This window comes from Microbispora oryzae, assembly GCF_017896165.1.
Classification (GTDB): domain Bacteria; phylum Actinomycetota; class Actinomycetes; order Streptosporangiales; family Streptosporangiaceae; genus Microbispora; species Microbispora oryzae.
Map to the genome: position 1 here is coordinate 231969 of NZ_JAFCNB010000010.1, position 21536 is coordinate 253504.

The window sequence follows — 21536 nt, forward strand, 5'->3', positions numbered from 1 at the left end:
CCGTGAACGATTACGAATGGCTCGATGACGAAGCGTTCTGCGCGACGTTCGTTTACGGTCTCACCCCCCACGAGGCGCTGGCGCGCCTCGGCGTCGAGGTGTTCGACGGTGACGACGAGGAAGGCGACATCGACGAGGGTCTCATCTGCGCACGCCCAGCCGAGGGCGGAACCATTCTGAGCGAGGACAACGGCTACGCCGGCACGCTGGCCGAGGTGCTTGGGCCCCTGTCCGCCGGGACGGTAACGGCGAGCGTCTTCGTCAACGTGAACAAAGTGGCGGAATTCGTCCACTACTCCGACGGCCGTGAGATCCTCTCCTTCGATCCGCTGTTCCCCCATCACGAGGAGTCCGTCCCGGACGACTTCCTCGCCGACCGGATCGAGCTCGGCCTGGCCGGCGACAAGTCCGAGGGCGGGCTCGCCGCCGCACTGCGACTGGCCGAACGCGTCACCGGAGTGCGGCCGGACGACTCCAGTGACGTCGTGGCCGCCCACGGTGTCCTGGACTATTGAGAACGATGTTGCGGAGATGTGGTGCGGCCGCGGTAAGGGGGCGGCAGGCCGCTTTCGTCGAGGCCTGCCGCCGTTGGCGGCGTCTTATCGGGTGATCTGGCGGGTGATGGAAGGGTCGGCGATGGCGGTGTCGTCGGCGAGCAGGAACGCCTTGGACAAGATGACCGACAACATCCCGCCGTCCTCCTCGAAGGGCAGGAAGACCCGGTCTCCCGCGCCACTGGGGACGATGCACAGATAGGCGTCGTTGGGCTCCATCAAGATGTTGCCCGACCCCAGATGGATCTTGTAGGTCCGCAGGTCACCGCGCACACGCAGGAACCGATCGGTCAGCTCCACCCGGTCGGCGATCTTCAGGCGGGGCACGAGACGAGCCAGCGCGTCACGCCGGGTGCGGGCGGTCTCGGTCAGATCGCCGAACCCGAAGGAGTGCCAGTAGTCCCGCATCCGGTCCGGCCCATGGTCGGCCCACCGAGGATCGGCGGTGATCGAGGTGACGGCCACGAACAGGTCGACGTCCCGCATGGCCTCGCTGAACACAAGCGGCGGGACTTCCCTCAACGGCGCCTGGTCCCACCTGCCCTCGGCCAGCCGGCAGAAGTGGATCCTGCCGGTTCCGGCGTGGCTCTCGTCGTACAAGTCGTGCTCCAGTGTCACCCGCCACAGTCCGCCCGCCAGCACCCGCTGGGCCTCCCCGTCGCCGTCCCAGTGCCCCAGGAAGCCGGCCTGCCAGCGTCGCTGCTTGAACAGCGCGCGCAGCTTGCGGTAGTCGACGAGGTGTCCCGAGAATCGGTTGGAGTAGGTGCCGCTCATCTCCTCGGCGGGGGTGAGCAGGTAGACCTCGCGGAAGGCCTGCTTGAACGGCTGACGCAGCTCCTTGTCCTGCACCGTCTCCCGCCAGGCCCGCACTTCTTCCAGGGACGCGCGAGCCGGATGCCACAGCCGCACCGGCACGTCCGGCACGGTCAGCCCAAGCTCGCCGCGCCACACGCCGGGCGAGACCTCGAACTCCCAGATCAGCCGATCGGTGACCGGGTGCCCCTCCAGTTGCCGGTACGGCGGAGTCGTCTGGCTGGTGTATCCGGCCTCCAGCGCCCTGGACAGGGTGGCCTGCTGCTGTGATGTCCGCTTGGCCAGCTCGCGCAGCCGCTTGACCTCGTCGGGGTGCTCCCGCCTGACCACCGCCGGGACCGCCTTGAGCTTCCTGCCCCCGTGCCACCACGAGAGTTCGACCTCGCCGTCGGTCGAGATCACCGCCGTGTGCTCGCCGACGGTCTGCCGTACCCGCCCGTCGGGCAGCCGGAAGGCCACCTCCAGCCGCTCGGCCAGGGCGGGTTCGATGCGTTTGAACATGCGATCGAGTTGCATGGGCACCCCGGCGTGCCGGGTGGCGCTGCGGGCGGCGCGCAGCGCGGAGATCGCCTCGGGAGTCGGATGCTCTTCCACCGCGCGGGCGACCTCGAACAGCAGCCTCTGTGAGGGCAGGGTCCTGGCCCGGGTGGGGGCCACCGCGACTCCGGGAAGCAAGCTGTCCAGCAGCTCCGGCAGCCAGGGCTCGTCCCGGAAGAGCGCCAGCCGTACCGCGCGGCCGAGGGTGTCCCTCTCCCCGTGTGTGAACGCCTTCTCCGCCGTGTACGGGATCTCACCGGCATGGATGGCCGCGACGCGGTTCTCGGCCGACTCCAGGGCCGTCCGGGCGAAGTCCGGGTAGCCGGGCAGCCCGTTGAGCCAGTCGACCACGCCGGACAGCGGCGGGGCGCCGTGGTACGGCACCTGCCGCACCGCCTCGGCGAACAGGGCTCGCCGCTCCACGTCCCAGCCGAGCAGGAGTTCCATCTCCGCGACCGCGATCGGTCCCAGCCCCTCCGCGAGCCGGGTGCTCAGCTCGGCGTCCATGCCCGCCAGCCCCGCCGCCGTCAGCGTGGGGAAGAGGCCGTGGGGCAGCCCGAGCTGGAGCATCTCGCGGGCCGGGCCGGCCAGCCGCCGCCGGTTCTCCTCGTCAAGCGCGTACCGTCCCGATGCCGGGTCGCCGCCGCCGGCCCGGACCCGCGTGCCCAGCCCGGCGCTCAGCTGGGAGGCGTCGGGCCAGTACACGGGGTCATTCATGCTTCCGGTCAGCAGATCATGCAGGCGCTGCGCGAGGGGGGTGAGGTGCATGCCGATGCTTCCTGTCGGGAGCGGATCCGGTGGGTGACGGACGGGTCGGTGCCGAGCACGTCGTCGATCATGCGTCGGCAGGACGGCGGCCCGCTTGAGCCAGGTGTCAGCCTCCGACCAGAGGGACGAGCTTGACGAAGGACACGACCGGGTCGACGGTCAGATCGACCTCGGTGTCCAGGTCGTCGATCTGCCGGTCGCCCACCAACAGCAGGAATCCGTTGCGGGCGAACGCGGCCTCGGCGGCGTCGGCCTGCTTCTCCCAGTCGAGCCTGTGCACGGTGCGCATCCGGTAGCCGTTCAGCTCGGCCTCGGCGTCGGTGGGCTTGACCAGCCCGCGGAAGTGGTGGGATGGGGCGGCGTTGTATCGGGCCACCTCCTCGCGCACCCGCAGCCGTACCAGCTCCCGGGCCGAGGTCCGCTCGGGCAGGCCGGGCAGCGTGAACTCCTCCAGTGCCCGGCCCGTCGCGCTCTCGTCGCGAAAGGTGACCAGCGCCATCGGCACGTCCCTTGATCGTTGGGGGGTGACAGCGCAATCAATAGCAACCCGGTCCGACAGAATCGCGGTGTCCGGCGCGATCAGCCCTGCGCGGTGGAGCGAATGACGATCTCATTGGTGTCGACGGTGTCGGGCTGGGCGATCGCGTGGCCGATGGCGTCCGCCACCGCGGCGGCCGGAAGTCCGAGTTCGAGCGACGCGGCCAGGGCGGCGGCCCTGATCTGGGGGTCGCCACCGTGGTCGTTGAGCTCGGAGTGGGTGTAGCCGGGGCTCACCACGGTGACCCGGATGTCCCGGCTCTCCTGGCGCAGCCCCTCGGAGATCGCGCGGACGGCGTATTTGGTGGCGCAGTAGACCGCGGCCGTCGGATCGACCCGGTGACCGGCCGTGGAGGCGACGTTGACGATGTGACCGCGGCCGCGGGCGCGCATCAGCGGGAGAACGGCCGCGATGCCGTTCAGGGTGCCGCGCAGGTTGACGTCGATCATCTGGTTCCACTCGTCGATCCGCAGCGCGTCGAGCGTCGCCAGGGACATCACCCCCGCGTTGTTGATCAGTACGTCGATGTGGCCGTGCCGGTCGTGGGCGCCCTCGACGAACGCGCGGACGCTGCCGAGGCTGGTCACGTCGAGTTCCCGGTGCTCGGCCGTGCCACCGGCCGCGCGCAGTTCGCCGACGAGCGCGGCGAGCCGGTCGACGCGGCGCGCGCCGAGTACGACGTGGTGGCCGTCGGCGGCCAGCCGGCGGGCGGTGGCCGCGCCGATGCCGCTGCTCGCGCCGGTGATGAGGACGATCTTGGAGGTCATAGGAGGCTCCCGGTCGAGAGTGTGATTACGGCGAGCGCCGCGTGTCTCACCCTCCGGGAGCCGGGACACCTGGAGAAGGCCGTGACTTCCTGGGTGTGCGACACCCCGCCAAGCCTGGGGACGCGAATCGGCTGCCAGGGAGCACGGCACCCTGGCAGGCACTCGACGGAGGCGCCTACGCTGCGCGTATGCCGGTCAGTGACAACAGGCTGGGGGAATTCCTCCGGGCCCACCGCGCCCGGGTCGACCCGACGGACGTGGGACTGTACGGGGGCGGCGACCGCAGGGTGGCCGGGCTGCGCCGCGAGGAGGTCGCCGTGCTCGCCGGAGTAAGCGTCGACTACTACGCCCGCCTGGAACAGGGCAGAGAACGCAATCCCTCCGCGCAGGTGCTCGACGCGATCGGTCGGGCCCTGCGGCTCCATCCGGACGCCCGCGGCCACGCCTTCCGCCTCGCCGGTATGAACCCCAGCCTGGCCTCCAACGGCTCCCGGGATCTGGTGCACCCCGCGCTCCTGCGACTGCTGGACGCGTTCCCCACCTCGGCCGCGTACGTGCTCGGCCCATCGTTCGACGTGCTCGCCACCAACGACGTCGCCGCCGCGCTGCTCTCGCCGTTCTCCGGCCTGACCAACATGGTCCGGGTGCTGTTCCAGCACCCGCAGGCCCGCGCCGTCTTCGTGAACTGGCCGACGCTGGCGGAGACCACGGTCCACGCGCTGCGGCTCAACGCCGGCCTGTTCCCGGACGACACGGGCATCCGGGAGTTGGTGGCCGACCTCCAGCGGGACTCGCCCGAGTTTCAGGCGCTCTGGGCGGACCAGACCGTGCAGGGGCTCACCCGCCAGTTCAAGGTGTTCCATCATCCGGACGCGGGGCGGGTGGAGCTGACCTACCAGACCTTCGACGTCCGCGACGCCCCCGGTCAGCAGCTGCTCGTCGGCACCCCGGAGCCGGGCAGCCGCAGCGCCGAGGCCCTCGCCTATCTGGCCGCCCTCCACGTCCCGGCGCACGCCCGCGACGCGGCGCCAGGGCCGAGAGAGTGGCGGCACCGCTCAGGGGGCGCGCACTAAGATCGCGTCCCATGCTTTCGGATAATTCCTGGCGGATTATCAGATTTGGAGTAATAGGTCTATTTCTTGCGGCGGTGGTCGCGGGTCTGGTGCTCGGCGACGCCTGGCTCTGGGTGGCCGTCGAATGGTCGCCGCCGGCCTATGCGCCGTTCTACGCGCGCGGCGGGTTTGACGCCCTGACCGCTACGCTGCTCGTGGCCGCCCTGGTGAAGGCCGCGCTCCTGTGGCTGATCCTGCGTGCCCCCGCACCGGGACCGCTGGACCGACGGGCGAAGGCGCTGCGCCGACTGCTGTATCTGGCGGTGGCGTACAACCTCGTGCTGTGGTACGCGTTCGCGCTGCTTCCCGACGCGGTCGATGCGGCATTCCAGCTCGCGTTGTGGACCGGGATCGACGTCCTCTACCTGCTCGTCATCCGCTGGCGGTCTCGCATGCTGCGCGCGGCGGCCGGAGCGATGCTCGCGGTCGAACTGGCCGGGATGGTCAACGAACTGCTCGACGAACTCGACCTCCGAGAGCTGGGATCGGGCGGCGTCGTCGGACTGGGCTTGACGCTGGGCGGAGTGGCGGCGACCGTCATCACGGTCGTCGGGCAGCGGCGCGACGGCCGGTGGAGCCGCGGCACGCAGGCCGCCGGATGGTTGTCGGCGATCGTCTGCGCGCTGGCGATCCCGCTCGACATCCTGTTCGGAAGGATCTCCAGCGGCAGTCTGGCGTTTCCGGTCATGATCGACGCGGTGGGGCTCGTCATCACCGTGTGGCACGCGGCGACCGCCCGTGAGCTGCCCGCCGAGGGCCGCCCGGCGGAGCTTCCGCCCGCAAGGCAGCGTGTGATCCGCGTCGCGGTGGCGGCCGCGGCCGTCCTGCCGATCATCGCACTGATCCAGCCGGAGCAGACCCCCCACCTCACCTACACCGGCTGGTCGATGGACTGCTATGACCGGCCCAGCTTCGGCGATCTGAAACCCGAGGAGCGCGACGCCGCGTTCCTGTGCCGGGCGCGGAGCACCGAGGGCGGAGTTCCGCCCGTCTTCCCGGACAGCCTGTCGGACCAGCAGATCCTCGCGTACGGGCGGGCGCTGTGCCGTACAGAGGACCGGGACGAGCGGAAGACGATTCTGACGCGGGCCGGAAGCGCGCGGCCCGCCTGGGGCGTGGACCCGTGGGACCTCGTCTACGTCTGCCCGGAGATCATCGGCGCGACCTACCCCGAGCTGCTGCGGTCGACCAAGGAGACGGAGGCGGCGAACGCCGCCTACATCGCCGAGAAGAACGCCAGGTGCCGCGACCCGTGGCCCCGGACGAAGGGTGTCGTCCAGGCCAGCGCCAATTACTTCCTGTTCGTCGACGGCGATACGGGCTATCTGGTCCACGATCCCGGAGACGAAGCGGCCGACGAGGTGGCGGAGCAGGCGACGGACAAGGTCTACGACGACAGTGCCCTCATCGGGGTGGCCGGCAGCGCTGTCCTCATCGGGCATTTCGAGGACGTCGTTGATCTTTGCCTTACGGTGAAGGCCTTCCGTACCCCGCCGCCACAGCGGACGGCCGGGTGGGATGAGGTCAACGAGGTGCCGATCGTCAGCCGCAGCGGCCGGCTCACGGTGCCGGAGATGGGCGAGGGCGGAGACGTGGGCGCGGGTGCCCCGATGCCGAACCTGGCGATCGCGGGGAAGGGCCGCTACCGGCTCCGTGTCCACGTGCGGGTCGACGATGCGGGAGAGGAACAGCACCTGGTCGTCGTGTACCCGGGTGCGTCGAGGAAGAGGCTCAGGCTGAAACCGTGAGGGGTGGACCGCCCAGGCGGTCCACGTGCCGTTACGGGCCGGTGGCGCCGGGCGTTCTCACGCCCGCCCTGAGGCGCGTCATCCGCCGGCGGCGTCCTCGGCCTCCCAGCGCAGCAGGTCGCCCGGCTGGCACTTGAGCACCTCGCAGAGCGCGGCGAGCGTCGTGAAGCGCACCGCCTTGGCGCGGCCGTTCTTGAGTACCGCCAGGTTGGCGGGCGTGATCCCTACGCGGTCCGCGAGCTCGCCCACGGACATCTTCCGCCTGGCCAGCAGCACGTCGATGTCGACGACGATCGGCATCAGATCACCTCGTCCAGCTCGGCCCGCATCTGCGCCGCTTCGACGTCGCGCGCGACGGCCTGGGCGAGGAGCATCCGCAGCACGAGCACGATGAGCGCGACCCCCAGGATGGCCACGCCAACCCCGCCCATGATGAGGGTGACGCCCGGGTCGTCCCGCTGGCCTGGGGCGTTGAGGGCCGTGATCGCGAACCACACGAGGGCAGCCGCCACGATCGCGCCGATCACGATGTCCACATACCGGAAGGCGGCGTGGGAGAACACGGTTCCGCGTCGCACCATCGTCACCAGCCGCCATACGCAGACCAGGGCGACCTGGACCGACACCAGGCCCAGGATCGTGATCACGCGCAGCGGGGTCAGCGGGAGCGACCCGTTCTCCGGGTCGGTGGCCAGGGCCCACACCATCAATGTCTGTACGAACACAGTGCCGGCGAGCACCACCGCGAGCACAGCGCGCAGCGCACGCACTGTCAGCTTTCCCATAGACCCGTCCTTCCATCGACTTACGATGGGAATCTATCGAAATTCGATAGACGAATCAACTGGTGGGGCTGGATGGTGGGTTACTTCAACAGCCGGCGGGCCATGACCATGCGCTGGATCTGGCGCGTCCGTCACAAGCCCGTCTAGTGCCAAGGGAAGGGCTGGACAGGACACCCCGATGTACGAGCTCTACCAGCGGGTGGCCCCCCGTCCCGAGGACTTCCCGAAGCTGCTGGACAAGATCGGTGCGACGGTGGCTGGCAGGGCGCGCCCGCACGCGGTCACCCTGGAGGACCGGGCCCGCAAGCGCTGGACCCGGCCGGCCCGGTGAGCCGGTCATGCGCGGCTGACCTTGACCCCGCCGAAGATGCCGTAGGCGCGGACACGGACGACGGGGGCCGACGGCGAGGGCGTGCTCGGCTGGATCCTGCGCCCGCCGAACAGGTGGAAGCTCTCGATCTCGACGTTGGCGTCGGCGGGCACCTGGAGCTTCACACCGCCGATGAGTGAGATTTTCGTCAGCGTCGTCTGAGGAGCCAGCTCAGCGCCGGTGAGGTCGACGTCGGCCCCGCCGATCGAGGTGACGACGACGGTGTCGGCGGCCGTGCCGCCGCCCCGCTGCTTGTGGCCGCCGAGGAGGGAGATCTGCCAGTTGGTCCGCTTGGAGGAGTTCGTGTTCGTCATGCCCTCAACGCTATGGACCTTCAGGTCAAGGGGTAAGTGTCGCAAGTCGTGAAGTGACCCGTGACGGTCGTCATACCAGCCAGCCCTTCGACTGGGCGATCTCGATGGCCTCGGCACGGGTTCGCGCGGCGAGCTTCTGGATGGCCGCCGACAGGTGGTTGCGTACCGTTCCCGCAGACAGGTGCAGGTCCTTGGCGATGTCGGCGATCGTGCCGTGCCCGCGCGCGGCCGCCAGCACTTCGGCCTCGCGCGGGGTGAGCGGGGACGAACCCTCGCTCAGCGCCGCGATGGCCAGTGCGGGGTCGATGACCCGTTCTCCCGCGGCGACCTTGCGGATGGCGGCCGCCAGCTCGGTAATGGGCGCGTCCTTGAGCAGGAAGCCGGACGCGCCCGCAGCGAGGGCGGCGTGCAGGTAACCGGTGCGCCCGAAGGTGGTCACGATCACGACGTTGGTCCGCGGCGCTTCGGTGGCGAGGCGACGAGCCGCCTCCAGCCCGTCGATGCCGGGCATCTCGATGTCGAGGAGCGCCACGTCGGGGTCGAAGGCCTGGCACGCCCCCACGACCTCGTCGCCCCGACCGACGTCGCCGACAACCTCGATGCCGGATTCGAGCGACAGCAGCGCGGCCATCGCGCCGCGGAACATCGTCTGGTCCTCGGCCAGCAGCACACGGATCGTCACGACGCCTCCAAGGGGACTCGTACACGGATGCGGAAGCCGCCCTCGGCGGGTTCGCCGACCTGGATCTGCCCGCCGAGCGCGGCCGCGCGCTCGGACAGCCCGGTGATGCCGTTCCCCGCGCCGCCGCCCTCGGGCCCTCGGCCGTCGTCGCGGATCTCCACGCTCACCGCCCGTTCCACCAGGTCGAGGGTTATCCAGCAGTGCGCGGCGCCGCTGTGGCGCAGCACGTTGGTGACGCTCTCGCGCACGGTCCACGCCAGGAGTCCCTCTACGGGCACGGGAAGCTCCCAGGTGTCGGGGATGTCGACCGTGCAGTGGATCTGGGCGGAGCGGGCGGCCGATACGGCTCCGGCGATCTCCGCCGCGAGCGTCGGTTGCCGGTAGTTCGTCACCGCCTGCCGTATCTCGGCCAGGGCCCGCCGTACGACGCTCTCGATGTCGTCGAGCTCGGTCTCGGCGCGCTCGGGTGCGGCGGTGACGAGCCGGCGGGCCAGCTCGGTCTTCACCGCGACTACGGAAAGGCTGTGCCCGACCAGGTCGTGCAGGTCGCGGGCGATCCGGTTACGCTCCTCGACCACGGCGAGCCGGGCCAGCTCCCGCCTGGTTTCCTGGAGTTCCGCCACCAGGTCGGCGGACTGCCGCGCCTGCGCGGCGAAGATCCCAGGTAGGAGCACGAAGACCGCCAGCGCAAGGGCGCCCGCCGCGGGCAGGCCGTGGGCCAGCCCGATCAGGCCGGCCGCCGCGGCCAGGGCGGCGAGCTGCGGGCGGCTCCTGGGCGTCCGGCGCCAGCCGCAGGCGGTGGTCGCCCACGTGACGGTGGCCGCCAACGGCCAGCCGCCCCACGCCTCCAGCCCGAGCGCCGCCACCACCAGAACGGGGAAGACGCGCGCGAAGGACGGCGAACCGCGCCGGGCCAGCACCCCGGCGAACATTCCGAGCGCCGCGGTCGCCGCCGCCCACGCCACGGCCAGTACCGACTGCCACACCGGAGGCTCCTGCACGATGAAGTACAGGGTCGCCCAGACCGTGGCTCCGAACATGATCAGTGAGCGGGTCAGGTTGCGTACGCCCCAGATCCGCTCAGCGGACAGGGACCCGGCGGGCTCATCCCGCCGGGTCCCTGCCATGGAGGCCGAGGTCACCGCGCGTTCGACTCCCGCCGCCACCGCACCAGCACCGCCACCGCCGCCGCGAGCGTCCATCCGGCCAGCACGGCCAGGCCACCCGTGCCCGGCGCCTGACCGCCGAGTACCGAGAAACCGGCCTGGGCCAGCGTGTAGGTCGGGATGTAGTGCCGCAGGTGCTCCAGCATCCCCGGGAGCGTCCCGGACCCGATCAGCCCGCCCACCGCGGCCAGCCCGAAGAACAGCACCACGATGCCGACCTGGGCGCTCTTGCCCTTCAGCGTCAGCCCGAGCAGGAGACCCAGCAGGGCGAACGGCAGGGACCCGACCAGGAGCAGGGCGGTCAGCGCCGCCCACCGGCCGGCCGGCAGCTGCACGCCGCCCGCCGTGATCGCCGCGACCGTCACCCCGGCCACGCCGGGCACGATCATCAAGACGCCCTGCACGATCTTCCCGGCCAGCCACTGGGCCTCGCCCAGTGGGGTGACCTTGAGCTGGCGCAGCCAGCCGCGCATCCTGTCCTCGGCGACGCCGCCGCCCGAGCCGATCAGTCCACCGCCGGCCGCCGCGTAAACCGCCATCGCCACCATCGCGGGAGCCGCGCCCGCCCCGCGCCCGTACGCGAGATAGAGGCCCACAGGCGTGACCACCAAGAACAGCAGATACTTGACATTACGGAGCGCGCGAGCAACCTCAAATCGCACAAAGCTGAACATTACGCCGCCTTCCCTTCAGAGGTAAGAAAGATGAGGGCCTCTTCGAGGTCGGCACCGGAGACCTGGAGGTCCCGGACGCCGCCGATCGAGCCATAGAGCGCGGCCACCGTGCCGTCCGCGTCATCGGTGTGCAGGGTGACGTCCCGGCCGAGCACGGAGACGTCGTGGACGCCGGGCAGGGCGAGCAGCACCGCGGGGTCCGGCGCGGCCAGCACGCAGCGCACGGTCCGCCCGCCGATCATCGATTTGATCGTCGACGGGCTGCCGTCGGCCGCCACCGAGCCGTTCGCCAGCACGATGACCCGGTCGGCGAAAGCGTCCGCCTCGTCCAGGTGATGGGTGGCGAACACCGTGGTGATGCCGGTGGCGCGGACCGCCGACCAGAAGTCCCGGCGGGTCAGCGGATCCATCGCGACCGTAGGCTCGTCGAGGAACAGCAGCTCCGGCTGCCCGGCCATGGCCACCGCGAACCGTACCCGCTGCGCTTGCCCGCCGGACAGCGCGTCACCCTTGCGCCGCGCCAGCTCAGTCAGGCCGGTCAGCTCCAGCACCTCTGCCGTCCTGCGGCGCCCGCCGTACAGCTGGACCGCGAGGGAGACGATGTCGCCCACGGTCGCGTCAGCGGGCAGCCCGCCGGACTGGAGCATCGCCCCCACCTGCCCGGCCGCCACCGCCTTCGCCGGTGTGGTGCCAAGCACGGCGATCCGCCCCCGGTCGGCCCGGCTGAGCCCCAGCATCAGGTCCACCGCGGTGGACTTGCCCGCTCCGTTCGGCCCGAGCAGCGCGACGCTTTCGCCGCGGGAGATCTGGAAAGTGATCTCGTCGAGTGCCTGCACGCGGCCGTAACGCTTGCTCACGCCCTGGAAGCTGACGGCCGCTGACGTGGTGTTCTCCATGTCTTCGACGCTACGGGGGAGATCCGTGCGGGATAAGTGGCCACCATCGTGTCTTCACCCCTGACGATCGTCATGGGTGTGCGCTACGGCCCCTCGACGATCAGGTGGGCTGCTGAGGCCATCAGACTCTGCTGAGAAGCTGAGCACGAGACGGCGTCACGAAGCCGATCAGCACGATGGCCTCCGAAACGGGACATGACGAACCCCACCGCCTATGCGAAGGAAGTGGGGTTCTCGTTGATTGTCCGCCGTGCCGTTACACGACCTACGCCGGCCCGGTGCGGGTGCACGCCCCGGGGACCTGCATCCAGTGGAGCGGTCTCTCCGGCATCGATGACGCCACCCGGTCCCGTGATGGCCCCCTGTCCCTCCTACGGCCGGCCGAGCATGTTCCGCTCGGCCGGCCGTACCGCGTTTGCGGTCACCGCCTACAGCCGCTCTCCCCGGTCGATGGCGAAGACGGCGACCGCGGCGATCACGGTCATCGCACCCGTGACCAGGGAATCGGGAAGGACCAGCGCCGCCACCACCGCGAGCGTGAAGGCCGCCGCCAGCACCGCGAGATTACGGGGTCGGCGGAGGGTCTTCCAGACCCGTCGCAGACGCGAGGTCATGAGGCGCTCCATCAGTTCGGGTACTTCATCATCGAAGGACCATTGAACAACGTCGGCTTCACCCGCCATTGCAGCTGGTACCTGCTCATGAACTTGATGGCGTACTTGCTCTCGTTGAACGCCGTGTGCGCCGGCGCGCTCTCACCCTTCCACATCCACGGGCGCTGCAGAGAGTACTTGAACGCGTCCTTGCCGCCCGCGGCCGCGCGGCCGACACCGCCTCCGAGGGCGCCCAAGGTGGTGTCGATGCCGAATCTCGTCCAGTTCCAGTTGCCTGTGCCGGCGTTCCATATCGTGTAGCGGGCGGCCGCTGCGGCGGCGCCCACCGCGACCCCGCAGACGATCGAGATCCCACAGGCCGTGGCGCCCGCGATGCCGGCGACCACGACCGCACCGGCGGCGATCCCACGCACGATCTTGTTGTCCCACCAGTGCCGCTTCTTCTTCTTGGCCTTCTCTCTCTGCTTCGCCAGCTCGATCTCCGCCCGGACGGCCTTGGCCCGTTCCTCGGCGAGTTGCGCCTCGAGCCTGTTGATCTCGTCCAGCCGCTTCTTGGTCTCGGCCGCGTACTGCTTGTCGGTGAGCTCGCGGTAGCACTCGTAGGTCGCGCAGGCGCTGGGGTTCATCTGGTAAGACCCGCTCCCACTCGACGCGGTGCCGCCGTTGTCCTTCTTCTTCTTTTTCTTCGGCTTGGAGTCACCGCTCGAAGAGGTCCCGGTGTGCGGGCACGCGGGTTCGCCGTAGACGCCGCAGAGCAACCGGGTGCCTGACGGGTCGGAGAAGCCGACCGGGTTGTCGTTCGAGTAGGCGTAGCCGTTGATCTGCTGCGGATCGGTCAGATCCATCACCGGGTCGACCGAGACGAACCGCCCGATCGCCACGTCGTACTCACGGGCGCCGATGTGGGTCAGGCCGGTCGACTCGTCGATGGTGCCGCCCACGAAACCCTTCTCACCCGGCCATGAGGCCGGTGCGGTGCCGCGCTCCCCACCGTACGGCGTGGTGGATCGGCGCGAGTAGGCGAGAGTGGTGGCGTTGACGCTCAGCTCGTCGGTGTCGTGGCGGTCGCCGATCAGGTAGTCGACCTGCCCGTCGGAGGTGCGCACGACCGTCGCCTTCGGGCCCTCGTAGTAGCGGGTGCCCGAGACCTTGCCCGTGCCGGTGGTGAGAGCGAGCTCCTCGCCGCCGAGGTAGAGCGTGGTCTTCCCGGGCTCCCGGCGCAGCAGCCGGGTGCCCTCGGCGTCGTAGACGAACGTGCTTGTCTTGCCGCCGATCGTGGACGCCGCCAGGTCGCCCTCGGCGTTCCAGACCAGCTTCTGGTCTCCGAGAGTGGTGACCCGCCGGGTGGTGTTGCCGGCCGCGTCGTACTCGAATGAGTCGGTGCGCGCGCCGGGACCCGTGGTGTCGACCTTCGCCAGCGTGTGCGGCTGCGGCTGCCCCGGCCCGGGATAGGTGTAGGTGCGCCGCACGTCGCCGGTGCCGGCGTGCTGGACCTCGGAGGTCCGGTTGCCGACCGCGTCGTACGTGAAGGTCTGCCAGTACGGCGCGGGCCCGCCGACGGTCGCCGTCGTCGGTGCCGCCGCGCACTCGTTGGTGGCGGTCCAGCCCTCGGTGAGCCTGCGGTTGTAGTCGTAGGTGTAACACTGGGTGTCGACGGCCGACTTGTCGTCACGGTCGTCGTGCACCCGGGTGATGTCTCCGATCGGGTTGTAGGTATAGACGATGTTGTCCATGGTCTGCGGGCCGGCCTTCTCACGGTCGTCGACGACCTGGGCGAGCCTGCGGGTGGAATCCTCGTAGACCAGGGTGTGCACGACCCTCGCCCCGACGTCGCCGAGCACGGTCTGCAGGACGTCGCTGTAGGGCGAGTACTGCACGCCGCTGACGTAGAGGGCCGAGCCGCTCAGCGAGGACAGCTGACCCAGCTTGGTGTAGCCGTACGAGACCGTCTCCGCCGCAAGCCCGCCGGCCGCGGGGAACGACGTGGTGGCGGGCGCGCCGGTGACCGGCCTGTAGGTGGTGCCGAAGGTGTAGGTGCCCGCGAGGGCGCCCTCGGCAGCCGGGATGGTGACGGTGGACCCGGTGCTGCGCCCGGCCGAGTCATAGCCCTTGACCGCCGTGACATAGGCGTTGCCGTTGTCATAACGGGTCGACGACGCCGCCATGCCCTTGCCGCCGGCGAGGGCGTCGTAGTCCCACTGCGCCAGCTTGGTCGTGCCCTGGGTCAGGGTCTTCTTGCGGCCGAGCTCGTCGTATTGGTAGGTGAGCGTGACGCCCCGCGAGTCGGTGCTGGTCAGGAGCTGGCCCGCCAGGTCGTAGGTCGACCGGGTGACGCCGGCGTCGGGATCGTCGGCCATGACGCGGTTGCCGCGCAGGTCGAACCCGTAGGTCCACGTGTTGCCCGCGGGGTCGACGACGGAGATGAGATTCCCCGCCTTGTCGTAGCCGTACTTCGTGGCGTTGTACTGCGAGGCGGCGGCGCCGAACACCGGGTTGCGGTCCTTGTACTGGCGCAGCTCCGTGGTGCGGCCACTCGCGTCGGTCACCTCGAGGCTGGCCGTGCCGCCCCCTGGAGGGACGACGGCGGTGTAGTTGCCGCCGTAGACGGTGGTCGTGCGCCACTTCTCCACGTTGAGCGACTTGGCGATCGACGCGGTCTCCCGGTCCTGCCCGTCGTACTCGGTGACGGTCTGGGACGGGACCAGGTTGTCGGCGACGCCCAGGAGGGAGGTGGACGGTGCCGAGGAGTTCCAGTAGGTGTCGTTGACCTTCCAGTCCCGCCCGTGGGAGTCGTAGAACGTGTCCTCCACGAGGCGGCCGCCGTTGTGCGCGTCCTCCTGGGTCTGCCGCTCACGCAGGAGGCCGTCGTAGAGGGTGATCGACGTGCGGTAGGAGCCGTCTTCGAGCAGGTCCTTCTGCGTGATCGCCGTCGGCACCGTCGCGGAGATCGCATAGGTGAACGTGGTGTTCGCCGCCGCCGTCTTGGCGCGCCCCGGCAGCCACACGGCGGTGAGCCGGCCGAGCGCGTCGTAGTCGGTGTACGTCGTACGCCCGTTGGCGTCGGTCTTCGTCAGGGTGAGCCCCCGACCGGGGTCGAGTGTGCTCGTCGTCGCGAACCCCTTCGGGTCGGTGACGGTCATGCCGGTGGCGATACCGGTAGCCGGCGTGTAGACGGTCTTGGTGATGTGACCGAGCTCGTCCGTCTCCGACAGGACGCGACCGTAGATGTCGTGGCTCGTGCCGGTCGCGGCGTAAACGGGGGTGGTGCCGTTGAAGTGGTCAAGCGTTTCGATTTTGGTGATGTCGGCCTGGCCCGGCTTCGGCGACGCGTTGAGTGCCTGATCGTCGTAGTAGTTGCGCACCTCGCCGGTGACCGCGCCCGGTGAGGTGCAGGTGCCCGCGGTCGTTTTCACCGTTGCGGGGAAGGCAAGCAGCCAGTTGGCGGCGTCGCGAGTGGTGTAGGTGGTTGTCTTGCACTCCTCGTCTCCGGACATCGCGACGTCGCCCTGGTCGCTGACCGAGACGACCAGGCCGTCCTGGTTGTAGGAGTAGTCGGCGCGGGTGCGCCGCCATGCCGTGCCGGTCGCGGTGGTGACGAGGGTCCGGCCGCGCTGGACCCCTTTCTGGGTCATCTTCGCCGTCAGCGCGGACAGCCCGGGCCTCGCGCGGCTCGCGGTCACCGCGGACACCCACGGATCGGTGACGGTGGCGGAGCCGACCGAGCCGCCCTCACCCGTGTAGGTGATCGTCTCTCTGGCCAGACCGGCGAGCGTGTCGTCGTCCTCGACCGTGTTGCCCTCCGAGTCGGCGAGCGGTCCGCCGAGACCGCGGAAGTAGAGCGTGTCGCTCTGGGTGCGGGCCGACGCGCCGACCTTCGTTCGCACCGTGGCATACCCACGGAACTGGTTGTAGGTGCGCTGCTTGTCCAGCGTGAACTCGCTGTCGTCCTTCTTCCAGGCGGCGCCGCCGAGGTACTCGTAGGAGGTGATCTTCGTCTCCGAGCCCGAGCCGGCGACCGTGTCGTCCTCGGCCACCTGGGTGACCAGGTACTTGTGGAACCAGTCCTTGACCGGGTCGGCGTACCCGTCCGGGGTCCAGAAGGAGGGATAACACCGCTTGGTGTTCGTGGCCTGGTCGGGTAGCGCCGAGTAGGTGCAGTCGGGGCCGGAGTAGGTGACGAGGGTGTCGGCGCCGCTCTCGCTGCTGATCCGGGTGATGCGGTACTTGTGCAGTGGTGGACGGCCCTCGTCGGCGTCCACCCGGTTGTCCATGAGGGTGCCGTAGAACGTCACCGCCGGGAGCGTGATCGCCGTGCCGACGGCCTTGCCGGTGCGAGCGATCTTGGCCAGCCACAGCCCTGGCGAGGTGTTGTCGCCCGTGCCGGGGAACTGCTGCGTCAGTGCCCAGGAATCGATGTCCTTGTACGCCGTGCCGCTCAGCACCTGCGTGGTGATGGAGGTCAGTCGCTTCCTGGTCCAGAACGAGGGACCGATGTTCGTGCAGGTGGCGCCGGACGCGCAGTTCTGGTCGAACGGGGCGTCGGGCCAGTTGGCGGCGTGGGCGGCGTCAAAGGTGCCGCAGTCGGACAGGCAGCGCTCGGAGACTCCGAAGACGACCTTGGCCGGAGCCTGCGCCGCGTACGCCTGACCGGCCCGCAGGCCGTACTCGATCCGGCTGAGGTAGCCCCCGCGCACGTAGGACGCCGTGGCCGTCTTCGCCAGGTTCTTCGCGTAGCTGTTGGTCTCCTTGGCGTAGTAGTAGGCCATCGCGTTGCCCTGGGCGTCCACCACGTAGTCGAGTCGCCAGCGCCACCCCTGCGTGCAGGACGAGTCGGCGTAGGCGGTCGCGTGGCACGGCTCTCCGGCGTGGTTTCCGAACACCGGAACGGTGTAGGTCGAACCGGTTTCCGGCTTACCGGAGGCCCAGCCGGGCAGCCGGTTCTTGCCGAACCAGTATTGCGTGCCGTCGGTCTTGGTGATCCGCCAGTACTCGTTGTCGTTGTCACCGTTGGCGGTGTCGGTGGCGGTGCCGTTCAGGTGCTCCACCCGCGAGCCGTCGTCGTCGGCCAGCCGCCACACCCCCGAGTCGTCGTCACGGACCAGCGCGGTGACCGAGCCGTCGAGAGACAGGGTGGCGTTGTCGGACTTCCAGCACAGGTCGGCGGTCTTGGCGGTGTTGTTGGCGCCGGTGCCCTTGTCGTCGTTGCAGCCCATGTAGCTGCGCTCGATGTAGCCGGGGTCGTAGTCCCAGCCCTCGCCGACCCAGGAGGGCTGGTTGTTGGTCGAGGCGACCCGTCCGTCCACGTTGGATGAGGAGTAGTCGAGGCTGACCGTGGGCTCCAGCTCTCCGGGTACGGACGGCACGTCGATGCCGTACTTGTAGCCGAAGCCGCCGGAGTTGCCGCCGGCCGCCCACTCGCCGGATGGCGCGAGCGACGTGGCCTTGAACGATCCGCTCGCGCCCGCGGGCGCCGCCGTGGCGGCGAGGACGGTCGCGGTCACCGCGGCGTCCACATCGACGGTCACGGTGGTTTCCGCTGTGTCGTTGTGGGCGGCGAGCGGCGTCTGCTCCCGGCATTCCGGTCGGTCGGGGGTGCTGAGCGCGCATTCGGGCAGGCGCACGAGCGTGAGGCGGGAGGCCCAGTCGGCGCCGTAGGCGTTCTTGATCGCCGAATAGTCGACCTGGACGGAGAGCGGGCCGGGACGGTCCGGCCGCAGGGTCACGAGCAGTCCGTCCACCCCCGCCCGCGCGGCGACGGACCTGTCGGCGAGGTCGACTTCGGCCCGTGAAGGCACGGCCGCCAGGCTTCTGTCCGTGCCGCCGTCCGCGCCGGGACCGACGCGAACCGGCAGCTTACCCGCCTGGACCCGCGGCACCGCTCGGGCGGCCCTGTCGGCTTGGGCGGTGCTCAGATCCACCTCGGCGGTTCCGGCGGCCGGCCATACGGCCTTGGCCGGAGCCTTCCACGGACGGCGCTCACTGTCGGCGAGCGGGGACTCACCGTCCCGTGTCACCTTGGTGCCGGGCACCGACGATTCCTTCTGTACCGGCCGGATCTTGAATTCGAACGGCGCCTGCGCCGCTCTGGCGGGGGTCAGCATCCCCGCCGCCAGGACCGCCGACATGATCGCGGCGATCGGTGTCGTCCTGCGAAGCATCGTGGGGTTTCTCCCGTCAGAAGATGGCGGAGATGACGCTCGTCCAGGCCGCTGAGCCCACGGTGGCCACCGGGCCGCGGTCCACGGAGGTGCAGAAGTAGATGAGGAGGACTCCTGTGTTGTCGGTGCCGCCCGGCATCGTCGACCAGATATCGGGGGTCTCCAGTCCTGCGGTCGGCTGGAAGCGCACGCCGCCGTCGACGGTGACGACGGTGCCCTGGACATTGCCCGAAGTGGTGAAGCTGGGCCGGTTCGCCGGGGTCCATCCCCCGGGGCCGTACGCGCGACGGGCGCCGAGCGCGAAGGCACCGGTGGTGGTGTCGTAGTAGCCGGGGTAGATCCAGACTTCGCCGGTGCTCCGGTTGCGGGCGATGACGTCGGGCGCGTTGTTGTCGTCGGCGGCTCCGTCGCCGGTGACGTCGGGGGTGACGTCACCGGGCGTGATGACGTCGTAGGAGGACCAGCCGGAGGTTCCGATGGTCTGCGGCGTGGCGAGCTCGCCGTTCGTGGCGGTGGCCAGCGGCCCCGTGGCGGTGCCCGTGTAGAGGAGGAGCTTGCCGCCCTCGTTGACGATCAGGTCCACGCCGGCCTGGTTGTCGATGTTTCCCGGCGCCGCAAGACCGGTCACCGCCGACCAGTCGCCGCCGCCCGGGTGCTTGAGCTCCCTGCGGCCCGAGTAGAGAGGCTCGCCCAGTCCGTCACCGGGGTAGAGCCACAACTTGTGGTCCGACAGCCGGGCGAAGGTGTCCTCATAGCCGTCCTTGCCCATTCCGCTCTCCGGGCCGATCAGGTCTCCCCGGTGCGCGAGCAGTGCGCCGCCCCAGCCGGTGCCGTACGTCTTGCCGAACTGGACCGCGCCGTTACTGCCGCCCTTGTAGAAGCGGAGGTGGTTCGTGCTGTCGATGGCGTAGAGGTCGGCGTAGCCGTCACCGTTGAGGTCGCCGTCCCTGTCTCCGGAGACGCCGCCGTCGGGGTCCTGCACGAACTCGGGTGCGGCGGTCACGATCAGCGTGGTGTTGGAGTCGATCGCCGAGGCGCTGCCGTTGTACGGTGACACGTTGCCTGCGGTGTCGATCGCGACCACGTGCAACCGGTTGTTGGGCCAGCGCGGCGGATAGATCGTCACGGTCGCGGTGCCGCTCGTGGCGGCCACCCAGGTACCGTTCGCACAGGTCCCGCCGCCCACCGAGAGCGGCTGGTTGAGCGTGTAGCAGAAGCCGGCCATGTGCGCGTCAGTGGACGTGAACTTGACCGTTCTGGCCTTGCGGGCGGCGACCTCGGCCACGTCCAGCGGGTGGCCGTCGGTGGCCGCGACCGTCGGTTTGGCCGGTGCGGTCTTGTCGATCGCGAACCCGCAGTCGCCGGACCCGCCGGTGGTCACGGTGCCGTCGGCGGCCTGCACGGTCCATCGGTAGCCGAGGCCGTCCTTGAATGTGCCGGAGCTGACGCTGACGCTGGCCGTACCACCGCTGGAGACGGTGTCGGACGGCGTCGCGACGTCGCTCCCGCCGGCCTGCCAGACCTTGAACTTCCCGGTGACGTTGCCGCCGTCGGGGTCGCTCACCTTCGCGGTGAGGGCGACGCTGGTGTTGCCCACGACGGGCCAGGTCGCGGGGTCGTTGTTGCAGGTGATCGGGTCGTCGCTGCTGTTGTTGTTCCAGGCCCCGCGGAAGGCGGCCTTGGAGACCACCTTGGGGGTGTGGTTGTAGGTGACCTCCAGCACGGGGTTGGTGGAGTTGACCCGGAACCGCTTCCAGCCGGTGCTTGAGCCCTCGTCTCCGGCGCGCAGGCCGAGCGTGATGTTGTTGGCGTTCTTGTCGGCGACGGTCTGCACCGCGTCGACCAAGGCGGCGTTGCTGAAGTCCTCGCCCGCGTCCGGGCAGCTCGTGGACCAGCCGTGGGCGAACGACTTGGTCTGCAGCGTCTGGCTCCACGACGGCTGGTTGTTCCAGGTGGTGGTCGAACTGATCACGCCGGTGAAACCGAGCTGCACGTCGGCCTTGGTGCAGCTCCACGAGTAGGTGTTGAACACGTTGAACGTGGCCGAAAGGATCGTCGATCCTTGCAGGCCGTCGGTGTTCATCTGGAAGTAGGAGCGGGCGGTGCCACCTGAGTCGCTCTCGTGACCGACCCGGGCCTCGGGTGGGCTCTCACTGCCAATCTTGTTGCCGCCGTCGTAGTAGGCGGTGTCGGAGATCGACGCATAGCCGGTGCGCTTGTAGGCCACGGCCCAGTGGTTCTTGTAGCCGTCGTTGAACACCGGGTCGATGGTCACCGGATAGACAGTCGACGGGTCGTCGAGCATCGACGCGTCCGGCAGGATCCGCAGCCGGTCACCGGTGACCTGCGCCGCCATGCCGACGTTGCGCAGCGGGGCGCTCTCGGCCTGCCCGCCGCCCTGGCCCGCGGTGTCCGTGAACGCCTTGGCCTTCGCGGCGCCCGCGGACGTGGTGGAGGAGTCCCACATGCGCGGCACCGGTGCCTGGAAGACCGGGGCTCCTGACGGGTCCTTGGCCGTGATCCCTCCTGCCGCGTCCGGCTCCACGGCGAGTCCCTGTCCGGTCATACCGAAGTCCAGCGTCCGGAGTTTCGGGTTGAGCCCCGCCTCCCGCGTCTTGACGACGAGGTGGTCGACGAACCCGTCCACATCGGCGATGACCTTGAGGTCCACGCCGGGAAGCACCTCGGCGTAGGTGGCGGTGTTTCCGTCGACCACAGGCGCGGGAAGAGGTTCCGGCCAGGTCAGGGTGAGAGTCTTACCATCCTTGACCATGGTCGCCAGGGGCCCTGCGCCGCCGCCGGAGAAGGTCATGCCGAACGTCGCCGCGTTCGGCGAGATCGTGCCGTCGGCGTTGGGCCGCAGCGTACCGTCCGCCTGCTGCCAATGTCCGTCGACCTTCGCCCACACGGGCCGCAGGTGCTGCCGCAGCGTGAGGGTGCCCGACGGGTTGGCGAACACCTCGCTCGTCTCCGTGCGCTGATCTGCGACCTCCACCGGCTTGCCGGATTCCCTCGCCGCCTGCAGCGCCGTCACCTCCCC

The 21536-nt window shown here is 69.8% G+C and carries 17 protein-coding genes; 4 read left to right on the forward strand and 13 right to left on the reverse strand.

Translation table 11 applies throughout. From position 1 onward, the window contains the following. Window positions 1–2: 2 nt before the first annotated feature. Window positions 3–515, forward strand: a complete 513-nt coding sequence (locus JOL79_RS19930; protein WP_210157347.1) for a DUF6461 domain-containing protein — start codon at window positions 3–5, stop codon at window positions 513–515. An 84-nt stretch (window positions 516–599) separates the two neighbouring features. Here JOL79_RS19930 and JOL79_RS19935 read toward each other — a convergent pair whose 3' ends face one another. The 3 genes from JOL79_RS19935 to JOL79_RS19945 all read right to left on the reverse strand — a co-directional run bounded on the left by JOL79_RS19935 (window position 600) and on the right by JOL79_RS19945 (window position 3977). Continuing rightward, a complete protein-coding gene (locus JOL79_RS19935; RefSeq protein ID WP_210157348.1) occupies window positions 600–2672 on the reverse strand; it encodes a DUF4132 domain-containing protein in 2073 nt (690 codons plus the stop codon). A gap of 106 nt (window positions 2673–2778) precedes the next feature. After that, entirely contained in the window at window positions 2779–3171 is a 393-nt protein-coding gene (locus JOL79_RS19940; RefSeq protein WP_210157349.1) for a hypothetical protein, read from the reverse strand. 80 nt (window positions 3172–3251) lie between these two features. Continuing rightward, on the reverse strand, window positions 3252–3977 hold the full coding sequence (locus tag JOL79_RS19945; RefSeq protein WP_210157350.1) for an SDR family oxidoreductase: 726 nt from the start codon (window positions 3975–3977) through the stop codon (window positions 3252–3254). A gap of 188 nt (window positions 3978–4165) precedes the next feature. Between JOL79_RS19945 and JOL79_RS19950 the strand changes: the two genes are divergently transcribed. Together JOL79_RS19950 and JOL79_RS19955 are read left to right on the forward strand one after the other, a co-directional pair. After that, on the forward strand, window positions 4166–5050 hold the full coding sequence (locus tag JOL79_RS19950; RefSeq protein WP_210157351.1) for a helix-turn-helix domain-containing protein: 885 nt from the start codon (window positions 4166–4168) through the stop codon (window positions 5048–5050). 74 nt (window positions 5051–5124) lie between these two features. After that, window positions 5125–6837, forward strand: a complete 1713-nt coding sequence (locus JOL79_RS19955; RefSeq protein WP_210157352.1) for a hypothetical protein — start codon at window positions 5125–5127, stop codon at window positions 6835–6837. 78 nt (window positions 6838–6915) lie between these two features. On the opposite strand, the gene JOL79_RS19960 is transcribed toward JOL79_RS19955, so the two are convergent. Both JOL79_RS19960 and JOL79_RS19965 read right to left on the reverse strand, forming a co-directional pair. Then, entirely contained in the window at window positions 6916–7137 is a 222-nt protein-coding gene (locus tag JOL79_RS19960; protein ID WP_210157353.1) for a helix-turn-helix domain-containing protein, read from the reverse strand. Next, window positions 7137–7622, reverse strand: coding sequence for a DUF2975 domain-containing protein (locus JOL79_RS19965; RefSeq protein WP_210157354.1), 486 nt, complete (start codon window positions 7620–7622; stop codon window positions 7137–7139). The genes JOL79_RS19960 and JOL79_RS19965 overlap by 1 nt, the downstream gene beginning before the upstream one ends. 178 nt (window positions 7623–7800) lie before the next feature. Between JOL79_RS19965 and JOL79_RS19970 the strand changes: the two genes are divergently transcribed. Beyond that, complete coding sequence (locus tag JOL79_RS19970) at window positions 7801–7953, forward strand: hypothetical protein (RefSeq protein ID WP_210157355.1); 153 nt, start codon at window positions 7801–7803, stop codon at window positions 7951–7953. A gap of 5 nt (window positions 7954–7958) precedes the next feature. Here the strand turns inward: JOL79_RS19970 and JOL79_RS19975 are convergent, their stop codons facing one another. The 8 genes from JOL79_RS19975 to JOL79_RS20010 form a co-directional block, all read right to left on the reverse strand. Then, on the reverse strand, window positions 7959–8306 hold the full coding sequence (locus JOL79_RS19975; protein ID WP_210157356.1) for a hypothetical protein: 348 nt from the start codon (window positions 8304–8306) through the stop codon (window positions 7959–7961). Between the two features lie 70 nt (window positions 8307–8376). Continuing rightward, window positions 8377–8988: a response regulator transcription factor gene (locus tag JOL79_RS19980; protein ID WP_210157357.1), complete on the reverse strand. Its 612-nt coding sequence runs from the start codon at window positions 8986–8988 to the stop codon at window positions 8377–8379. Beyond that, window positions 8985–10115 (reverse strand): sensor histidine kinase, encoded by a 1131-nt coding sequence (locus JOL79_RS19985; RefSeq protein WP_210157358.1) that lies wholly within the window; start codon window positions 10113–10115, stop codon window positions 8985–8987. The genes JOL79_RS19980 and JOL79_RS19985 overlap by 4 nt, the downstream gene beginning before the upstream one ends. A gap of 11 nt (window positions 10116–10126) precedes the next feature. Further along, on the reverse strand, window positions 10127–10816 hold the full coding sequence (locus JOL79_RS19990) for an ABC transporter permease (RefSeq protein WP_210157359.1): 690 nt from the start codon (window positions 10814–10816) through the stop codon (window positions 10127–10129). 11 nt (window positions 10817–10827) lie between these two features. Continuing rightward, a complete protein-coding gene (locus tag JOL79_RS19995; RefSeq protein WP_210157360.1) occupies window positions 10828–11724 on the reverse strand; it encodes an ABC transporter ATP-binding protein in 897 nt (298 codons plus the stop codon). A 428-nt stretch (window positions 11725–12152) separates the two neighbouring features. Further along, entirely contained in the window at window positions 12153–12338 is a 186-nt protein-coding gene (locus JOL79_RS20000) for a hypothetical protein (protein ID WP_210157361.1), read from the reverse strand. Window positions 12339–12349: 11 nt separating this feature from the next. Then, the gene (locus JOL79_RS20005; RefSeq protein ID WP_210157362.1) at window positions 12350–18496 is read right to left on the reverse strand and encodes an RHS repeat domain-containing protein; all 6147 of its coding nucleotides are present in this window, start codon (window positions 18494–18496) and stop codon (window positions 12350–12352) included. A 16-nt stretch (window positions 18497–18512) separates the two neighbouring features. Continuing rightward, on the reverse strand, window positions 18513–21530 hold the full coding sequence (locus tag JOL79_RS20010; protein ID WP_210157363.1) for a DNRLRE domain-containing protein: 3018 nt from the start codon (window positions 21528–21530) through the stop codon (window positions 18513–18515). Window positions 21531–21536: the final 6 nt, after the last annotated feature.

What these genes read in the sequence shown, in the direction of transcription:
- JOL79_RS19935 (WP_210157348.1), bottom strand. Translation starts at nt 2,672, where the DNA reads ATGCACCTCACCCCCCTCGCGCAGCGCCTGCATGATCTGCTGACCGGA.
- JOL79_RS19940 (WP_210157349.1), bottom strand. Translation starts at nt 3,171, where the DNA reads ATGGCGCTGGTCACCTTTCGCGACGAGAGCGCGACGGGCCGGGCACTG.
- JOL79_RS19945 (WP_210157350.1), bottom strand. Translation starts at nt 3,977, where the DNA reads ATGACCTCCAAGATCGTCCTCATCACCGGCGCGAGCAGCGGCATCGGC.
- JOL79_RS19950 (WP_210157351.1), top strand. Translation starts at nt 4,166, where the DNA reads ATGCCGGTCAGTGACAACAGGCTGGGGGAATTCCTCCGGGCCCACCGC.
- JOL79_RS19960 (WP_210157353.1), bottom strand. Translation starts at nt 7,137, where the DNA reads ATGCCGATCGTCGTCGACATCGACGTGCTGCTGGCCAGGCGGAAGATG.
- JOL79_RS19965 (WP_210157354.1), bottom strand. Translation starts at nt 7,622, where the DNA reads ATGGGAAAGCTGACAGTGCGTGCGCTGCGCGCTGTGCTCGCGGTGGTG.
- JOL79_RS19970 (WP_210157355.1), top strand. Translation starts at nt 7,801, where the DNA reads ATGTACGAGCTCTACCAGCGGGTGGCCCCCCGTCCCGAGGACTTCCCG.
- JOL79_RS19975 (WP_210157356.1), bottom strand. Translation starts at nt 8,306, where the DNA reads ATGACGAACACGAACTCCTCCAAGCGGACCAACTGGCAGATCTCCCTC.
- JOL79_RS19985 (WP_210157358.1), bottom strand. Translation starts at nt 10,115, where the DNA reads ATGGCAGGGACCCGGCGGGATGAGCCCGCCGGGTCCCTGTCCGCTGAG.
- JOL79_RS19995 (WP_210157360.1), bottom strand. Translation starts at nt 11,724, where the DNA reads ATGGAGAACACCACGTCAGCGGCCGTCAGCTTCCAGGGCGTGAGCAAG.
- JOL79_RS20000 (WP_210157361.1), bottom strand. Translation starts at nt 12,338, where the DNA reads ATGACCTCGCGTCTGCGACGGGTCTGGAAGACCCTCCGCCGACCCCGT.
- JOL79_RS20005 (WP_210157362.1), bottom strand. Translation starts at nt 18,496, where the DNA reads ATGCTTCGCAGGACGACACCGATCGCCGCGATCATGTCGGCGGTCCTG.